Below are 13,656 nucleotides of genomic sequence, written 5' to 3' on the forward strand. Positions count from 1 at the left end.
CCGTGCGACGGCGCTCAAGCGGCCGGGGCCCGACAAGACTATCATAGGAGCAGTTCGTGGTGCTCTCTCAGGATGGTGCGGGCGCTCCGCCGCTCCGAGGCCGGCGCGAAGATCGAGTCATAGGCCAGCCGCATCTGGCGGGCAGCCCGCGCTGGAGGCATCGCGCCCACGCCTGTCCCCAGACCCGGGACGAGCAAGGATCGGATCGTGTCGTCGGCGCCGGCATTGTGGGACAGGACGGCAATCAGAGCTGCCCGGAATGCGAGATACACATTCACGGTCTGATCGATTCGCGTCGGGACTCGCATCGTGGGCGCGCTCACCAAAAACGGGAAGCGCGGGTGGCCTGTGGCAAGCACGATTGCTTGGCCGACCGGGAGTTCTCCATAATGGTGTTGCGACAGCACGGCCTGTAGACTGGTTTGGAGATCCCAGCCGAAATATCGCGAATAGAGCAGATCGATTCCACCATCCATGTGCCCAAAGCTGTTCGCGGGGCTCAGGATCGCATCAGCGTCCGGAGCGAAGATATCGCCGAGCGAGACCTCGACGTCTGCTACGTCGGCAAAAGCCGCTCTCCATGCTTCGACGACGTCTGCGCTATTATCGCGAAGATGAATGCTGAATACTGCCTGAGCCTCGGTGAGGCCTGATTATACGACGGCGTGTCTGGCTGTTCCACCTGCCTCTTGGTGCGTGGGTTGCCAGAGTGGCCATCATGAGCGTAACCAAACCGCATGGCTGTGCCGCCCCAAACCCCGCCCGCCTTGTTCGATCGTGCCTTGCTGCAGAGGCGACAGCAGCGCGCCCAGGCCCAAGGCGCGGTCACATTCCTGCTCGATCGGGTCGCCGAGGACATGTCCGACCGCTTGGCGGCGGTGATGCGGGAGTTTCACGCTCCCGCCGACCTCTGGACGCCCGGCGCGGGGCTGGCGGCGTTGCGCACGCGGCTTCCCTCCATCGAACACATCGCGCTCAACGCGGTCGACGCGGAGAAGTTGCCCATCGCGCCCGAATCTCTCGACCTCGTCGTCTCGGCGCTGGCGCTGCAATTCGTCAACGACCTGCCGGGCGTGCTCGCGCAAATCCGCCGGGCGCTGAAGCCGGACGGCCTGCTGCTTGCCGCGATGATCGGCGGCGACAGCTTGACCGAGCTACGCCAGGCGTTTGCCGCGGCCGAAGCCGAATGCGAGGGCGGTGTATCGCCGCGTGTCGCACCGTTCGCGGACCTCCGCGACGTCGGCGCCCTCCTGCAGCGGGCGGGCTTTGCGCTGCCGGTGACTGACGTCGACCGGGTCGTGGTGCGCTACGGCAATGCGTTCGCCTTGATGCAGGATTTGCGCCGCATGGGCGCGGCCAATGTGCTGATCGAGCGGCGTCGGACGCCGTCACGCCGTACGACGCTGCTGCGCATGGCCGAGATCTATGCCGAGCGCTTTGCCGATGCCGACGGCCGCATCCGCGCGACATTCGACATCGTCTGGCTCTCGGGCTGGGCCCCGCATGCGAGCCAGCAGCAGCCGCTGAAGCCGGGATCGGCGAAAGCGAGCCTGGCGGAGGCGGTGAAGAAGGCGGGGAAGGAGTGACGTTTGTCCCGGACGCGCTGCAGCGTTCTTGCGCTGCTGCGCAGAGCCGGGACCCATGTCTGCAGCCTCTGGGCCCGGCTCTGCAGCGCTTTGCGCTGCGTCCGGGGCACAAATATGCATCACATCAGCAAATCAATCAGATGCGGGATCAGCGGAACGTCCGCGGGCGGCATCGGATAGTCGCGCAGCTTGTTGGCGCGGACCCAGGCGAGGTTCTGGCCCTCGCGTGCGGTGACCATCCCCTCCCAGCGCCGGCAGATGTAGAGCGGCATCAGCAGATGGAAGGTCTCGTAACCATAGCTGGCGAAGGTCAGCGGCGCGAGGCAAGGCTCGGCGACGTCGATGCCGAGCTCCTCGCGGAGCTCGCGGATCAGGCTCTGCTCCGGCCGCTCGCCGGGTTCACACTTGCCGCCCGGAAATTCCCAGAGGCCGGCCAGGGCCTTTCCTTCCGGGCGCTGCGCGATCAGGACGCGCTTGTCGGCGTCGACAAGCGCGCAGGCCACCACCAGTGTCAGTTTGAAATCGGCCATGCGTGTCGGTCGCTCGCTGAAGATCGTCTGCAACGCTTTGTTAACCTCGTTGCGGTCCAAGTTTCCACGATCTCCATAAGTCATATTTAATCCGCAGTTCCTAGAGTGGGAGCTCTTTTAAACCACTCCAGGCCTCCCCATGCGCGCTGCGCTTTCGGCTCTCCTCTGCCGGTTCGGCCACGACCGGCGCGGCAATATCGCGGTGATTTTCGCGCTCGCCTGCGTTCCCCTGATCAGTGCGGTCGGCTGCGCCATCGACTATTCGCGCGCGACGCTGATCCGGTCCAAGCTTCAGGCCGCGGCGGATGCCGCCAGTGTCGGCTCGATCGCCAAAGCCTCACCCGGCTTCAAGGCCGCCGGCAACATGACTGCGGACGGCTCGATCTCGGTCGGCGTCACGGACGCCACCAACATCTTCAATGCCAACCGCGCCAGTCAGTCCGGCTACACGCTGACCGGCCTCACGCCGACCGTGGTCAAGTCCGGCTCGACCATCACCGCGACGGTTTCGTTCACCGCAACCATGAACACCATGTTTCTCGGCGTGATCGGCAAGTCGGTGCTGACGTTGAGCGGCACGTCGAAGGCGACAGCCAGCATGCCGCTCTACATCGATTTCTATTTGCTGCTGGATAATTCGCCGTCGATGGGCGTCGGTGCGACCCCGGCCGACGTGAAGAAGATGGTCGACAACACGTCGGACAAATGCGCCTTCGCCTGCCATGATCTCAAGGACAAGAACAACTATTACGACCTGGCCAAGAAGCTTGGCGTGACCACCCGGATCGACGTGCTTCGGAGCGCCACGGAGTCCTTGATGGATACGGCAAACGCCACGCAGACCTATTCAAACCAGTTCAGAATGGCGATCTATGATTTCGGCGGCTCTGCGAGCTCGCTCGGCCTGCGCAGCCTGTTTTCGTTGTCGGCTTCCCTCTCCAGCGCCAAGACCGCGGCCGGCAAGATCGACTTGATGACGGTGAACGGCCAGAACGAGAACAACGATCAGGATACCCCATTCACCGCGGTCTTTCCCGCGATCAACGGCGAGATCAGCTCCCCCGGAGGCGGCACGTCGGCCAGTCCGCTCAAGTACCTGTTCTTCGTGTCCGACGGCGTGGCCGACGAGAGCAACACTGGATGCCTGAAACCGCTCTCAGGCAGCACGCGGTGCCAGTCGCCACTCAACCCCGCGCTTTGCAAGACGATGAAGGATCGCGGCGTCAAGGTCGCGGTGTTGTACACGACGTATCTCGCGCTGCCGACCAACTCCTGGTACATGAAGTGGATCGATCCGTTCAATGCCGGCCCCTATGGCCCGTCGCCGAACAGCCAGATCGCACAGAACATGCAGAGCTGCGCTTCGCCGGGCCTGTATTTCGAGGTCAGCCCGACGCAAGGCATTGCGGACGCCATGAACGCGCTGTTCAAGAAGGCGGTCGCGGACGCGCGGATCTCCGGGTGATGGCGCTCACCTCTCCCCGTAAGAACGGGGAGAGGGAGAAAACTTACGACCTGTAGTCCCCGTTGATCGCCACATATTCCTTGGTGAGGTCGCAGGTCATGACGCGGTCGCGGCCTTTGCCGAGGCCGAGCGAGACCAGAATCGCGATCTCCGGCGCCTTCATCGCTTCCGACACCTGCGCTTCGTCATAATCGGGATCACGCGCGCCGCGCTTGGCGACGCGGATGCCGTTGAACGAGATCGACAGCTTGTCGCGATCGGCCGGCTCGCCGGCCTTGCCGACGGCCATCACCACGCGGCCCCAATTGGCATCCTCGCCCGCGATTGCGGTCTTCACCAGCGGCGAGTTCGCGATCGACATCGCGATCTTGCGAGCGGAGGCCTTGGTCTTGGCGCCCTCGACAGTGATCTCGACCAGCTTGCGCGCGCCTTCGCCATCGCGGGCGACCTGCTCGGCGAGATTGGCGAGCACCTGGTTGAACGCCTTGACGAAGGCCTTCAGGCGCGGGTCGCTGGCGCGGCTGATCCTCGGCGCGCCGTGCTCGGCCGCCGCTCCGGTGGCGAAGGCCAGCAGCGTGTCGGAGGTCGAGGTGTCGCCGTCGATCGTCACGGCGTTGAAGGTATCCTCCACACCGCTCTTGAGCAGTGCCTGGAGCGCCGCCGGCGCGATCGGCGCGTCGGTGAAGATGAAGGACAGCATCGTCGCCATGTCGGGCGCGATCATGCCGGCGCCCTTGGCCATGCCGTTGATGGTGACCTTGGCCTTGCCGAGCTTGACGGTGGCGGTCGCCACCTTCGGGAAGGTGTCGGTGGTCATGATCGCCTTGGCCGCGGCGAGGTAATCGCCGGGCTCGGCGGCTTCGGCGAGGCGGCCGAGCACGCCGTCGAACTTGGTGGCGTCCAGCGGCTCGCCGATCACCCCGGTCGAGGCCAGGAAGACCTCGCTCTCACTGCAGCCGACCGCCTTGGCCGCGATCTTCGCCGTCAGCGCGGTGGAGGCGCGGCCGGTCTTGCCGGTGAAGGCGTTGGCATTGCCGGAATTGACCACCAGAGCACGCGCCAATCCTTTTCTAGAAGATCCGCCGCCCTTCAGCTTGGCGCGGCACCATTCCACCGGGGCCGAGGGACACTTCGACCTGGTGAAGACGCCGGCGACCGCAGTGCCCTTGTCCATCACCGCGAGCAGCACGTCGGTGCGGTTCTTGTAGCGGATGCCGGCTTCGGCCGTCGCCAGACGGATGCCCGCGATCACGGGCATATCGGGGACGGTTTTGGGAGCGAGGGGAGAGACGGAGGAGGACATCGCGGGCGCCTTGGTAGGGTCTGGACATGCAGATGGCCGGGGGAGCCCCGGCCATTGCGACGTTAGATACTCTTGGCGTCCGCGAAGTGACAGCGAATTCTTACTTCTTCGCCGGCGGCGCCATCTTGCTGTCGGACGGCTTCGCATCGGACTTGGCGTCCTTCGACGCATCGGCCGCCGGCTGGTCCAGCCGCTCGACCTTGGCTTCGGTGCGCAGCTTGGCGACATACTCGGCCTGGGCCTTGCGGGTCACGTACTGCTCGATCTGGGCCTTGACCTGCTCGAAATCGGGCGCCTTGCGGTTGCGCTTTTCCTCGACCTTGATGATGTGCCAGCCGAACTGCGACTTCACGGGGTCCGAGATCTTGCCCGGCTCGAGCGAGAAGGCCACGGCCGAGAATTCCGGCACCATCTGTTCCTTGGTGAAGAAGCCGAGGTCGCCGCCATCGGCCGAACCCGGGTCCTTGGACTTCTTCTTGGCGAGCTCAGCGAAATCGGCCCCCTTCTCGAGCTCGGCCTTCACCGCCTTGGCCTCGTCCTCAGTCTCGACCAGGATGTGGCGGGCACGCACCTCCTGCTCGCCGGTGATCTGCTTGGCGGCCTCCTCATAGACCTTCTTCATGGCGTCCGGAGTGGTGGCGGCCTTGCCCTCGTTGGCGAGCAGGCTGTCCATCAGAAGCCGGTTGCGGGCGAAGGCGAGGCGCTTCTTGAACTCCTCGCTGTCGGCGATTTTCCTGTCTTCGGCAGCCTTGCTGACGATCTTCATGTCGATCAGGAACGACAGGACGTTCTCGTCCTTGGTGGCCGGGTCCATCTGGGCGAGGCTCGGCCCGAGTTCCTCCTCGGCCATGGTGACGTCGCTCTTCTTGATTTCCGCGCCATTCACCTTCGCCAGCACCGGATCATCGGCAGCCCGGAGCGGGCCCGCAAACGCCAGGGACAGCGCCAGAGCGAGGCTGCCAGCCAGGGCGGACGCGGAGCGGAAGCGCTGGGTTGCCGGGAACGAGGTGGTCATGGAAAATCCTTATGTTGAAGCAGGGGGCTGCTCGAGCGGGGCGGACACTCGCCCAATCAGGGAGGCTTGGCAACGCGAAAAGTCTGTCAAAATGATGAATTGGCCGCACTGCGCCCGCCGTTGACAAGGCCCCGACCGGGCCATATCTCTGCCCGGTCGCGACCATGGCGATGGCGTTTATTTTGCTGCGTTTTTGGCCGTTGAACCCAGACTTGCCCAATTCCCACCCATATGGCGGATGACCCCCCGCAGTCCGGGCTCTGACGCCGCGAAGCGTCACGGTGAGTTGATAGGCGGGCGGGTGACAACTTCTTAGGCCCAACGCGGTTGAATCGCGAACACAGGAACCAGGCATGATCGGCGCGCTCGCCCGCAAGTTTTTCGGCTCCGCCAACGACCGGCGGGTGAAGGGATATCAGTCCCGCGTCAACGCGATCAACGCGCTGGAGCCTGAGCTCGCCAAGCTCTCCGACGAGGCGCTCAAGGCCCGCACCGCGGAATTCAAGCAGCAGCTCGCGAACGGCAAGACGCTGGACGACCTTCTGGTCCCGGCCTTCGCGACCGTGCGCGAGGCCGCCAAGCGCACGCTCGGCCAGCGCCATTTCGACGTCCAGCTGATCGGCGGCATGGTGCTGCACGAGGGCGACATCGCCGAGATGAAGACCGGCGAAGGCAAGACGCTGGTCGCGACGCTTGCGGTGTATCTGAACGCGCTCGCCGGAAAAGGCGTCCACGTCGTCACGGTCAACGACTACCTCGCCCGCCGCGACTCCGGCTGGATGGGTCAGATCTACGGCTTCCTCGGCATGACCACCGGCGTCATCGTGCACGGCCTCGACGATGCCGAGCGCAAGGCGGCCTATGCCTGCGACATCACCTACGGCACCAACAACGAATATGGCTTCGACTATCTGCGCGACAACATGAAGTACCGGCTCGAGGACATGGTCCAGCGGCCGCACTTCTTCGCCATCGTCGACGAGGTCGACTCCATCCTGATCGACGAAGCGCGCACGCCGCTGATCATCTCCGGTCCGCTCGACGACCGCTCCGACTTCTACAACACCATCGACGGCTTCCTGCCCAGGCTCGACAAGACCGATTACGATGTCGACGAGAAGCAGCGCACCGTGACGCTGACCGAAGGCGGCATGGAGAAGATCGAGACCCTGCTGCGCGATGCCGGCCAGCTCAAGGGCGAATCGCTCTACGACGTCGAGAACGTCTCCGTCGTGCATCACATCAACCAGGCCCTGCGCGCGCACACGTTGTTCACGCGCGACAAGGACTACATCGTCCGCGACGGCGAAGTCGTCATCATCGACGAGTTCACCGGCCGCATGATGCCGGGGCGCCGCTATTCGGAAGGCCTGCACCAGGCGCTGGAAGCCAAGGAGCACGTCCAGGTCCAGCCCGAGAACCAGACGCTGGCCTCGATCACCTTCCAGAACTACTTCCGCATGTACGAGAAGCTGGCGGGCATGACCGGCACCGCCGCGACCGAAGCGGACGAATTGTTCGACATCTACAAGCTCGAGGTCGTGGAGATCCCGACCAATCTGTCGATCGCGCGCCTCGACGAGGACGACGAGGTCTATCGGACCCAGAAGGAAAAATATCAGGCCATTCTCGCCGAGATCGAGCGCGCCAATTCGCGCCTGCAGCCGGTGCTGGTCGGTACCGCCTCGATCGAGAAGTCGGAAGTGCTCGCCGAATTCCTCAAGAAGAACGGCTACAAGCAGATCGATTTCGGCAAGGAGGGCGCGCTCGACAAGCTCTATGCCGCTGCCCGCGCCGGCAAGCCGGCGAAACTGTTCGCGGTGCTGAACGCGCGCTTCCACGAGCAGGAAGCCTACATCGTCGCAGAAGCCGGCGTGCCCGGCGCGATCACGATTGCCACCAACATGGCCGGCCGCGGCACCGACATCAAGCTCGGCGGCTCGCTGGAGATGCGCCTCCAGCAGGAGACTGCGGGCATCACCGACGAGGCCGAAAAGGCCAAGAAGATCGAGCAGATCAAGGCCGATATCGAGCACTTCCGCGACATCGTGCTGAAGGCCGAAGAGACCGTCGAGATCGAGCCGGCGAAGGGTTCGAAGCCTGCCAAGACCGTGAAGAAGCCGGGCGGCCTCTACATCATCGGCTCCGAGCGCCACGAATCCCGCCGCATCGACAACCAGCTGCGCGGCCGTTCCGGCCGTCAGGGCGATCCCGGCCGCTCGAAGTTCTTCCTGTCGCTGGAAGACGACCTGATGCGCATCTTCGGCTCGGACCGCCTCGACAGCATGCTACAGCGTCTCGGCCTGCAAGAGGGCGAGGCCATCATCCATCCCTGGATCAACAAGGCGCTGGAGAAGGCGCAGCAGAAGGTCGAGGCGCGCAACTTCGACATCCGCAAGAACCTGCTCAAGTTCGACAACGTCCAGAACGACCAGCGCAAGGTGATCTTCGACCAGCGCGTCGAGCTGATGAAGGATGAGAGCGTCGCCGAGACCGTCGCCGACATGCGCCACGCCTTCATCGACGACCTCGTCGCCAAGCACGTGCCCGAGCACGCCTATGCCGAGCAATGGGACGTCGCCGGGCTCAAGGACGAGTTGAAGCGCGTGCTCGATCTCGACCTTCCGGTCGACGAATGGGCCAAGGAAGAGGGCATCGCCGACGAGGAGCTGCTCACGCGCATCGAGACCAGGGCCGACGAGCACATGGCGGCCAAGGTCGCGCAATGGGGTCCCGACGTGATGCGTTACGTCGAGAAGACCATCCTCTTGCAGACGCTCGACCATCTCTGGCGCGAGCACCTGATCATGCTCGACCATCTGCGCCAGGTCATCGGCCTGCGCGGCTACGGCCAGCGCGATCCCCTGCAGGAGTACAAGACCGAAGCCTTCAATCTCTTCCAGGAGATGAGCGCTCACCTGCGCGAGGCCGTCACGGCGCAGCTGATGCGCGTCGAGATCGTTCCGCCGGAGCAGGAAGCCCCGGTGCTGCCGCCGATGGAGGCGCACAAGTTCGATCCGAACACCGGCGAGGACGAGATGGCGCTTGCGAGCGTCACCCTCGGCGCCCAGGCCACCGACGCGGCGCTGCGCGACCCGAAGAATCCGGCCAGCTGGGGCAAGGTCGGCCGCAACGAGGACTGCCCGTGCGGTTCGGGCAAGAAGTACAAGCACTGCCACGGGCGCTATGCTTGAGGTTCAGCGCGACTGAGGCGCGAAGCTCGCGCCTCACGCATCAATGTCTTCGCCCGGCTTGACCGGGCGACCCAGTACGCCGCGACCTCTCGGCTCTATCACATCGTCTCTGGAATACTGGATCGCCCGGTCGGTGCCGGGCGATGACAGCGGAGTATGTGGCGGGTCGCGCCGCCCCACTCAATTCGAGCTGTCGATCAAGCTCTCCAGCAGCCGCTTGAGCTCGCTCGTCGACTTGTCGCCGTAGCTCTCCAGGATGTGCTCCTCCTGGTCGACCGCGAGCGAATTGAGCTTCTTGCACAGCACCTTGCCGCGATCGGAGATGAACATCAGCACCTTGCGGCGGTCGTTCGGGTCCTGCACACGGTAGACCAGCGTGTCGGAAACCATGCGGTCGATCATCTTGGTCAGCGTCGGATGGTTGAGCAGCACAGCGTCCGCGAGCTCGCCCATCGAATGGCCTTCGCCATCCGAGAGCACTTTCAGGATGCGCCATTGCTCGACCGGCACGCCTTCCTTGCTCAACCGCAGCTCGAGCTGCCGGTTGATTTCCCGATTGGCTTGCGCGAGCAGGTAAGCGAGGTGTTCGGTGATCGGGGAATTTTGTTTCGGCGGTTTTGCCACGGCTGAGACTTCGCCTTGACCCAAATGAGTGAATGTCTTGCAATCGATGCTGCATCTATATGCACTTCAATTCTTGAATATTCAATATTTTCAAAATAGGATCATTGCCCAACAAAAGGGCGGAAGCCGTGGCCGCCTGCTCAATGTGCTTTCAGGTCTGGTCCCAGACAGGAGTTGGCGTGCACGCGACGGTAAACTTCCCGGCTCACGGCGGTCCGGTGTTGCCGCCGTCCCTGCTGTTCAGGAATTTGTCGTCATCGGCGGCGGATTTCGACCTGTCTCCAATCGATGCGCATTTCATGAGGCGGCGCGGTGCGCGCAGTAAGCTGCGCATCGGCAATTTCCTCACCTTCACCGGCTCTCCCGGGATATGGGGCCCGACCTCCACCAACAGCGCGATGCTGGCGGTCGCCGAAATCAACAAGCGCGGCGGCATTCTGGGCCGCGAGCTCGAGCTGTCGATCTACGATTCCGGCGGACCGATCGAGGACGTGGTGCGCCGTGCCGAGCAGGCGGTCGCCTTCGACGAGGTCGACCTCATCATGGGCTCGCATATCAGCGCGGTCCGCGTCGCGCTGCGCAAGGTCACCGGCAACCGCATTCCCTACATCTACACGCCTGTCTATGAAGGCGGCGAGCGCACGCCGGGCGTGATGGCGATCGGCGAGACGCCGCGCTGGCAGAGCCGGCCCTCGATCCATTGGCTGGCGGAAGTCAAGAAGGCGGCGCGCTGGTACCTGATCGGCAGCGATTACGTCTGGCCCTGGCAGTCGCATCGCGCGGTCAAGCGCTACATCAAGGAAGCCGGCGGCCAGGTCGTCGGCGAGGAGTTCGTACCCGTAGGCGAGGACAATCACGAGCCGCATCTGGCGCGCATCCGCGCCGCCCGGCCCGATGTGGTGCTGATCTCGCTGATCGGCACCGACAGCATCACCTTCAACCGCGCCTTCGCCGAAGCGGGCCTCGCCACGTCGACGCTGCGGCTCGCAGGTGCGATGGACGAGACCGTGCTGCTCGGCATCGGCGCCGACAACACCGAGAATCTGTTCTGCGCCTCCGGCTATTTCAACGGACTGGTCTCACGCGCCAATGACGAGTTCCTCAGCGCTTATTATTCCATGTTCGGTGCCAACGCGCCGCCGGTCGGCTCCGTCGGTCAGTCGAACTATGAGGGGCTGCGCTTCCTGGAATCCGTTGCCAACCGCGCCGGTTCGCTGGCCTTCCGGCCGCTGCTGAAGGCCGCGCGCAACACCGTCTACTCGGCGGGCCGCGGTCCCGTGACGCTTCGCGATGGCCGCGCCGAGATGCCGATGTACCTCGCTGAAGCCGACGGTCTCGACTTCAAGATCATCGGGACGATCTGAGCGACGGCTGCCGATACGCCGCAGCGAAGTCGTGAAATAATACTTGAAAAGGAAAATATTTCCGTCTCTAGTAACGACGTGGAGCCGGCTGGCCCGTGCCCCTGAGGGCGCGAGCGAGAGGCTTTCATCAGTGCCAGGGATCAAGAAGCCTTCAAGGAGAGCGCCGTGACAGTTGCCCTTCCCACGCCAGCCCAACTTCGCAGTGTCGCCGAGCAGTGCGGCCTTTCGCTCACCGACGACGACGTCGCCTCGTTCCGCGGTCTCATGCAGGGCTCGATCGAAGCCTACAATCTCGTTGCCGCGATGCCGGACGAACTGCCCGAAGTGAAATATCCGCGCACGCCCGGCTATCGGCCCTCGGCGGAGGAGAACCCGCGCAATGCCTGGTATCGCAAGTCGACCGTGAAGGGCGCCGCCAGCGGCAAGCTCAAGGGCAAGACGGTTGCGCTGAAGGACAACATCATGCTGGCCGGCGTGCCCATGACCAACGGCTCGTCGACGCTGGAGGGCTATGTGCCCGATTTCGACGCCACCATCGTCACGCGCATGCTGGATGCCGGCGCCGAGATCAAAGGCAAGGTGCATTGCGAGCATTTCTGCCTGTCCGGCGGCAGTCACACCGGCTCCTACGGGCCGGTGCACAATCCGCACAAGATGGGCTACTCGGCCGGCGGCTCGTCGTCGGGATCGGGCGTCGTGGTCGCGCTCGGCGAGGTCGACATGGCCATCGGCGGCGACCAGGGCGGCTCGATCCGGATGCCGTCGTCGTTCTGCGGCATCTACGGCATGAAGCCGACCTGGGGCCTCGTCCCCTACACCGGCATCATGCCGATCGAGATCTATGTCGATCACACCGGCCCGATGACCGCGACCGTCGCCGACAACGCCCTGCTGCTCGAAGTGCTCGCCGGTGACGACGGCTATGATCCGCGCATCAAGGCCCCGAAGGTCGAGGAATACACCAAGGCGCTCGGCCAGGGCGTCAAGGGCATGAAGATCGGCATCCTCAAGGAGGGCTTCGAGCAGCCGACCGCCGAGTCCGCGGTGAACGAAAGCGTGCGCGAGGCCGCCAAGCGCTTCAGGGATCTCGGCGCCACGGTCGAGACCGTCTCGATCCCGATGCACCTGATGGGCGGGGCGATCTGGACCCCGATCGGCACCGAAGGCCTGACCCAGACCATGATGTTCGGCGACGGCTACGGCCTCAGCCGCGGCGATCTCTATTCGACCTCGTTGATGGATTTCCACCGCGGCTGGCGCCGGCAGGCCGACTCGCTGTCCGAGACCACGAAGCTGTTCATGCTGCTCGGCACCTACATCAACAACAATTTCGGCCCGCGCTTCTACGGCAAGGCACTCAACATCTCGCGCCGGCTGACCGCGGCCTACGACAAGGCCTTCGCGGATTACGATCTGCTGCTGCTGCCGACCACGCCGATGAAGGCGACCAAGCTGCCGGAGCCCAATGCCAGCCGCGAGGACTATGTCGCCCGCGCGCTCGAGATGATCTCCAACACCGCGCCGTTCGACATCACGCACCATCCCGCGATGTCGCTGCCCTGCGGCATGGTCGATGGCCTGCCGGTCGGGCTGATGCTGGTCGGCCGCATGTTCGAGGAATCCACCATCTACCGCGCCGCCCATGCCTTCGAGCAGATCGGCGATTGGAAGAAAATGTGAGGAAATCTTTGCTTCAACTCGGCGGAAACGCAACGCATGGCTAACGCGTTCGTCGCGGCGTTCGAGATCCTGAGCTTCGGCGCGATCATCGTCCTGATCGTGCTGGGGCTCGGGATCATCGCGAGCATGATGGGCATCTTCAACTTCGCCCAAGGCGAGTTCGTCCTGCTCGGCGCCTACATCACCTATCTCGCCTATGCCAAGGGCCTGCCGATCTGGGCGGGCATGGTTGCAGCGCCTTTCCTGGTCGGTGCGCTCGGCTTCGTGCTGGAGGCGCTGATCATCCGGCGATTCTACGCAGCGCCGATCGTTGCCATGCTCGGCACCTATGCGCTCGGCCTGATCATCCGCGAAGCCGTTCGCGGGCTGATCGGCGGCTTCTATCTCACCGTGCCGGAGCCGATCGGCGGCTCGATCGACATCGGCGCCATGCATATCTCGGCGTGGCGCTTCACCATCATTATCATCACGCTGCTGGTGATGGGCCTTTGCTATCTCTTGCTGTCGCGCACCAGCTTCGGCCTGCGCGTGCGGGCGACGCTGGAGAACCCGTCGCTGGCGCGTGCGTCGGGCATTTCGACGCCGCTGATCTACGGCGCGACGTTCGCCTTCGGTGCGGCGCTCGCGGGCCTTGCCGGCGCGCTGATCGTGCCGGTGTTCAGCCTGTTTGCCGATCTCGGGCTGCGCTTCCTGATCCAGGGCTTCGTCGCGGTCATGGTCGGCGGGGTCGGCTCCTTCATCGGCCCGGTCGCGGGCGCCGGCGTCATCGGCACGCTGAGCGCGGCGCTGCCCTGGGTGATGGCACCCGTCGTCGCCGACGTGCTCGTCTTCGTGCTCGCCATCGTCTTCATCAAATTCCGTCCGCAAGGTCTCATCGCTGGAAAAGGGGTTTAAT

Annotated in this window: 11 protein-coding genes; 6 read left to right on the forward strand and 5 right to left on the reverse strand. The window is 64.3% G+C overall.

The window, feature by feature from the left end; translation table 11 throughout:
• Positions 1-41: 41 nt before the first annotated feature.
• The gene (locus AC24YW_RS13415) at positions 42-620 is read right to left on the reverse strand and encodes a macro domain-containing protein (protein WP_487483310.1); all 579 of its coding nucleotides are present in this window, start codon (positions 618-620) and stop codon (positions 42-44) included.
• A 117-nt stretch (positions 621-737) separates the two neighbouring features.
• Here AC24YW_RS13415 and AC24YW_RS13420 point away from each other — a divergent pair, with 117 nt between their 5' ends.
• Positions 738-1,586 carry a methyltransferase domain-containing protein gene (locus AC24YW_RS13420; RefSeq protein ID WP_487483171.1) on the forward strand — a complete coding sequence of 283 codons (849 nt, stop codon included), beginning with the start codon at positions 738-740 and terminating at the stop codon, positions 1,584-1,586.
• Positions 1,587-1,705: 119 nt separating this feature from the next.
• Here AC24YW_RS13420 and AC24YW_RS13425 read toward each other — a convergent pair whose 3' ends face one another.
• Positions 1,706-2,116 (reverse strand): (deoxy)nucleoside triphosphate pyrophosphohydrolase, encoded by a 411-nt coding sequence (locus tag AC24YW_RS13425; protein WP_487483172.1) that lies wholly within the window; start codon positions 2,114-2,116, stop codon positions 1,706-1,708.
• Positions 2,117-2,255: 139 nt separating this feature from the next.
• Between AC24YW_RS13425 and AC24YW_RS13430 the strand changes: the two genes are divergently transcribed.
• Positions 2,256-3,581, forward strand: coding sequence for a TadE/TadG family type IV pilus assembly protein (locus AC24YW_RS13430; protein WP_487483173.1), 1,326 nt, complete (start codon positions 2,256-2,258; stop codon positions 3,579-3,581).
• A gap of 43 nt (positions 3,582-3,624) precedes the next feature.
• Here AC24YW_RS13430 and argJ read toward each other — a convergent pair whose 3' ends face one another.
• Together argJ and AC24YW_RS13440 are read right to left on the reverse strand one after the other, a co-directional pair.
• On the reverse strand, positions 3,625-4,884 hold the full coding sequence (gene argJ, locus AC24YW_RS13435; RefSeq protein WP_487483174.1) for a bifunctional glutamate N-acetyltransferase/amino-acid acetyltransferase ArgJ: 1,260 nt from the start codon (positions 4,882-4,884) through the stop codon (positions 3,625-3,627).
• Between the two features lie 100 nt (positions 4,885-4,984).
• Positions 4,985-5,899: a peptidylprolyl isomerase gene (locus AC24YW_RS13440; protein WP_036042584.1), complete on the reverse strand. Its 915-nt coding sequence runs from the start codon at positions 5,897-5,899 to the stop codon at positions 4,985-4,987.
• Between the two features lie 353 nt (positions 5,900-6,252).
• Between AC24YW_RS13440 and secA the strand changes: the two genes are divergently transcribed.
• Complete coding sequence (secA, locus tag AC24YW_RS13445; RefSeq protein WP_487483175.1) at positions 6,253-9,093, forward strand: preprotein translocase subunit SecA; 2,841 nt, start codon at positions 6,253-6,255, stop codon at positions 9,091-9,093.
• 180 nt (positions 9,094-9,273) lie between these two features.
• On the opposite strand, the gene AC24YW_RS13450 is transcribed toward secA, so the two are convergent.
• Positions 9,274-9,717, reverse strand: a complete 444-nt coding sequence (locus AC24YW_RS13450) for a MarR family winged helix-turn-helix transcriptional regulator (RefSeq protein ID WP_025032676.1) — start codon at positions 9,715-9,717, stop codon at positions 9,274-9,276.
• A gap of 179 nt (positions 9,718-9,896) precedes the next feature.
• Between AC24YW_RS13450 and AC24YW_RS13455 the strand changes: the two genes are divergently transcribed.
• The 3 genes from AC24YW_RS13455 (at position 9,897) to AC24YW_RS13465 (ending at position 13,655) form a co-directional block, all read left to right on the forward strand.
• Positions 9,897-11,081 carry a substrate-binding domain-containing protein gene (locus tag AC24YW_RS13455; RefSeq protein WP_487483176.1) on the forward strand — a complete coding sequence of 395 codons (1,185 nt, stop codon included), beginning with the start codon at positions 9,897-9,899 and terminating at the stop codon, positions 11,079-11,081.
• A 165-nt stretch (positions 11,082-11,246) separates the two neighbouring features.
• Positions 11,247-12,761 (forward strand): amidase, encoded by a 1,515-nt coding sequence (locus tag AC24YW_RS13460; RefSeq protein WP_487483177.1) that lies wholly within the window; start codon positions 11,247-11,249, stop codon positions 12,759-12,761.
• 36 nt (positions 12,762-12,797) lie between these two features.
• Positions 12,798-13,655, forward strand: coding sequence for a branched-chain amino acid ABC transporter permease (locus AC24YW_RS13465; RefSeq protein ID WP_487483178.1), 858 nt, complete (start codon positions 12,798-12,800; stop codon positions 13,653-13,655).
• Position 13,656 lies beyond the last annotated feature (1 nt).

Source organism: Bradyrhizobium sp. USDA3516 (assembly GCF_057651995.1).

Coding starts and splice junctions, on each gene's coding strand:
- AC24YW_RS13420 (WP_487483171.1), top strand. CDS start 738: ATGGCTGTGCCGCCCCAAACCCCGCCCGCCTTGTTCGATCGTGCCTTG.
- AC24YW_RS13425 (WP_487483172.1), bottom strand. CDS start 2,116: ATGGCCGATTTCAAACTGACACTGGTGGTGGCCTGCGCGCTTGTCGAC.
- AC24YW_RS13430 (WP_487483173.1), top strand. CDS start 2,256: ATGCGCGCTGCGCTTTCGGCTCTCCTCTGCCGGTTCGGCCACGACCGG.
- argJ (WP_487483174.1), bottom strand. CDS start 4,884: ATGTCCTCCTCCGTCTCTCCCCTCGCTCCCAAAACCGTCCCCGATATG.
- AC24YW_RS13440 (WP_036042584.1), bottom strand. CDS start 5,899: ATGACCACCTCGTTCCCGGCAACCCAGCGCTTCCGCTCCGCGTCCGCC.
- secA (WP_487483175.1), top strand. CDS start 6,253: ATGATCGGCGCGCTCGCCCGCAAGTTTTTCGGCTCCGCCAACGACCGG.
- AC24YW_RS13465 (WP_487483178.1), top strand. CDS start 12,798: ATGGCTAACGCGTTCGTCGCGGCGTTCGAGATCCTGAGCTTCGGCGCG.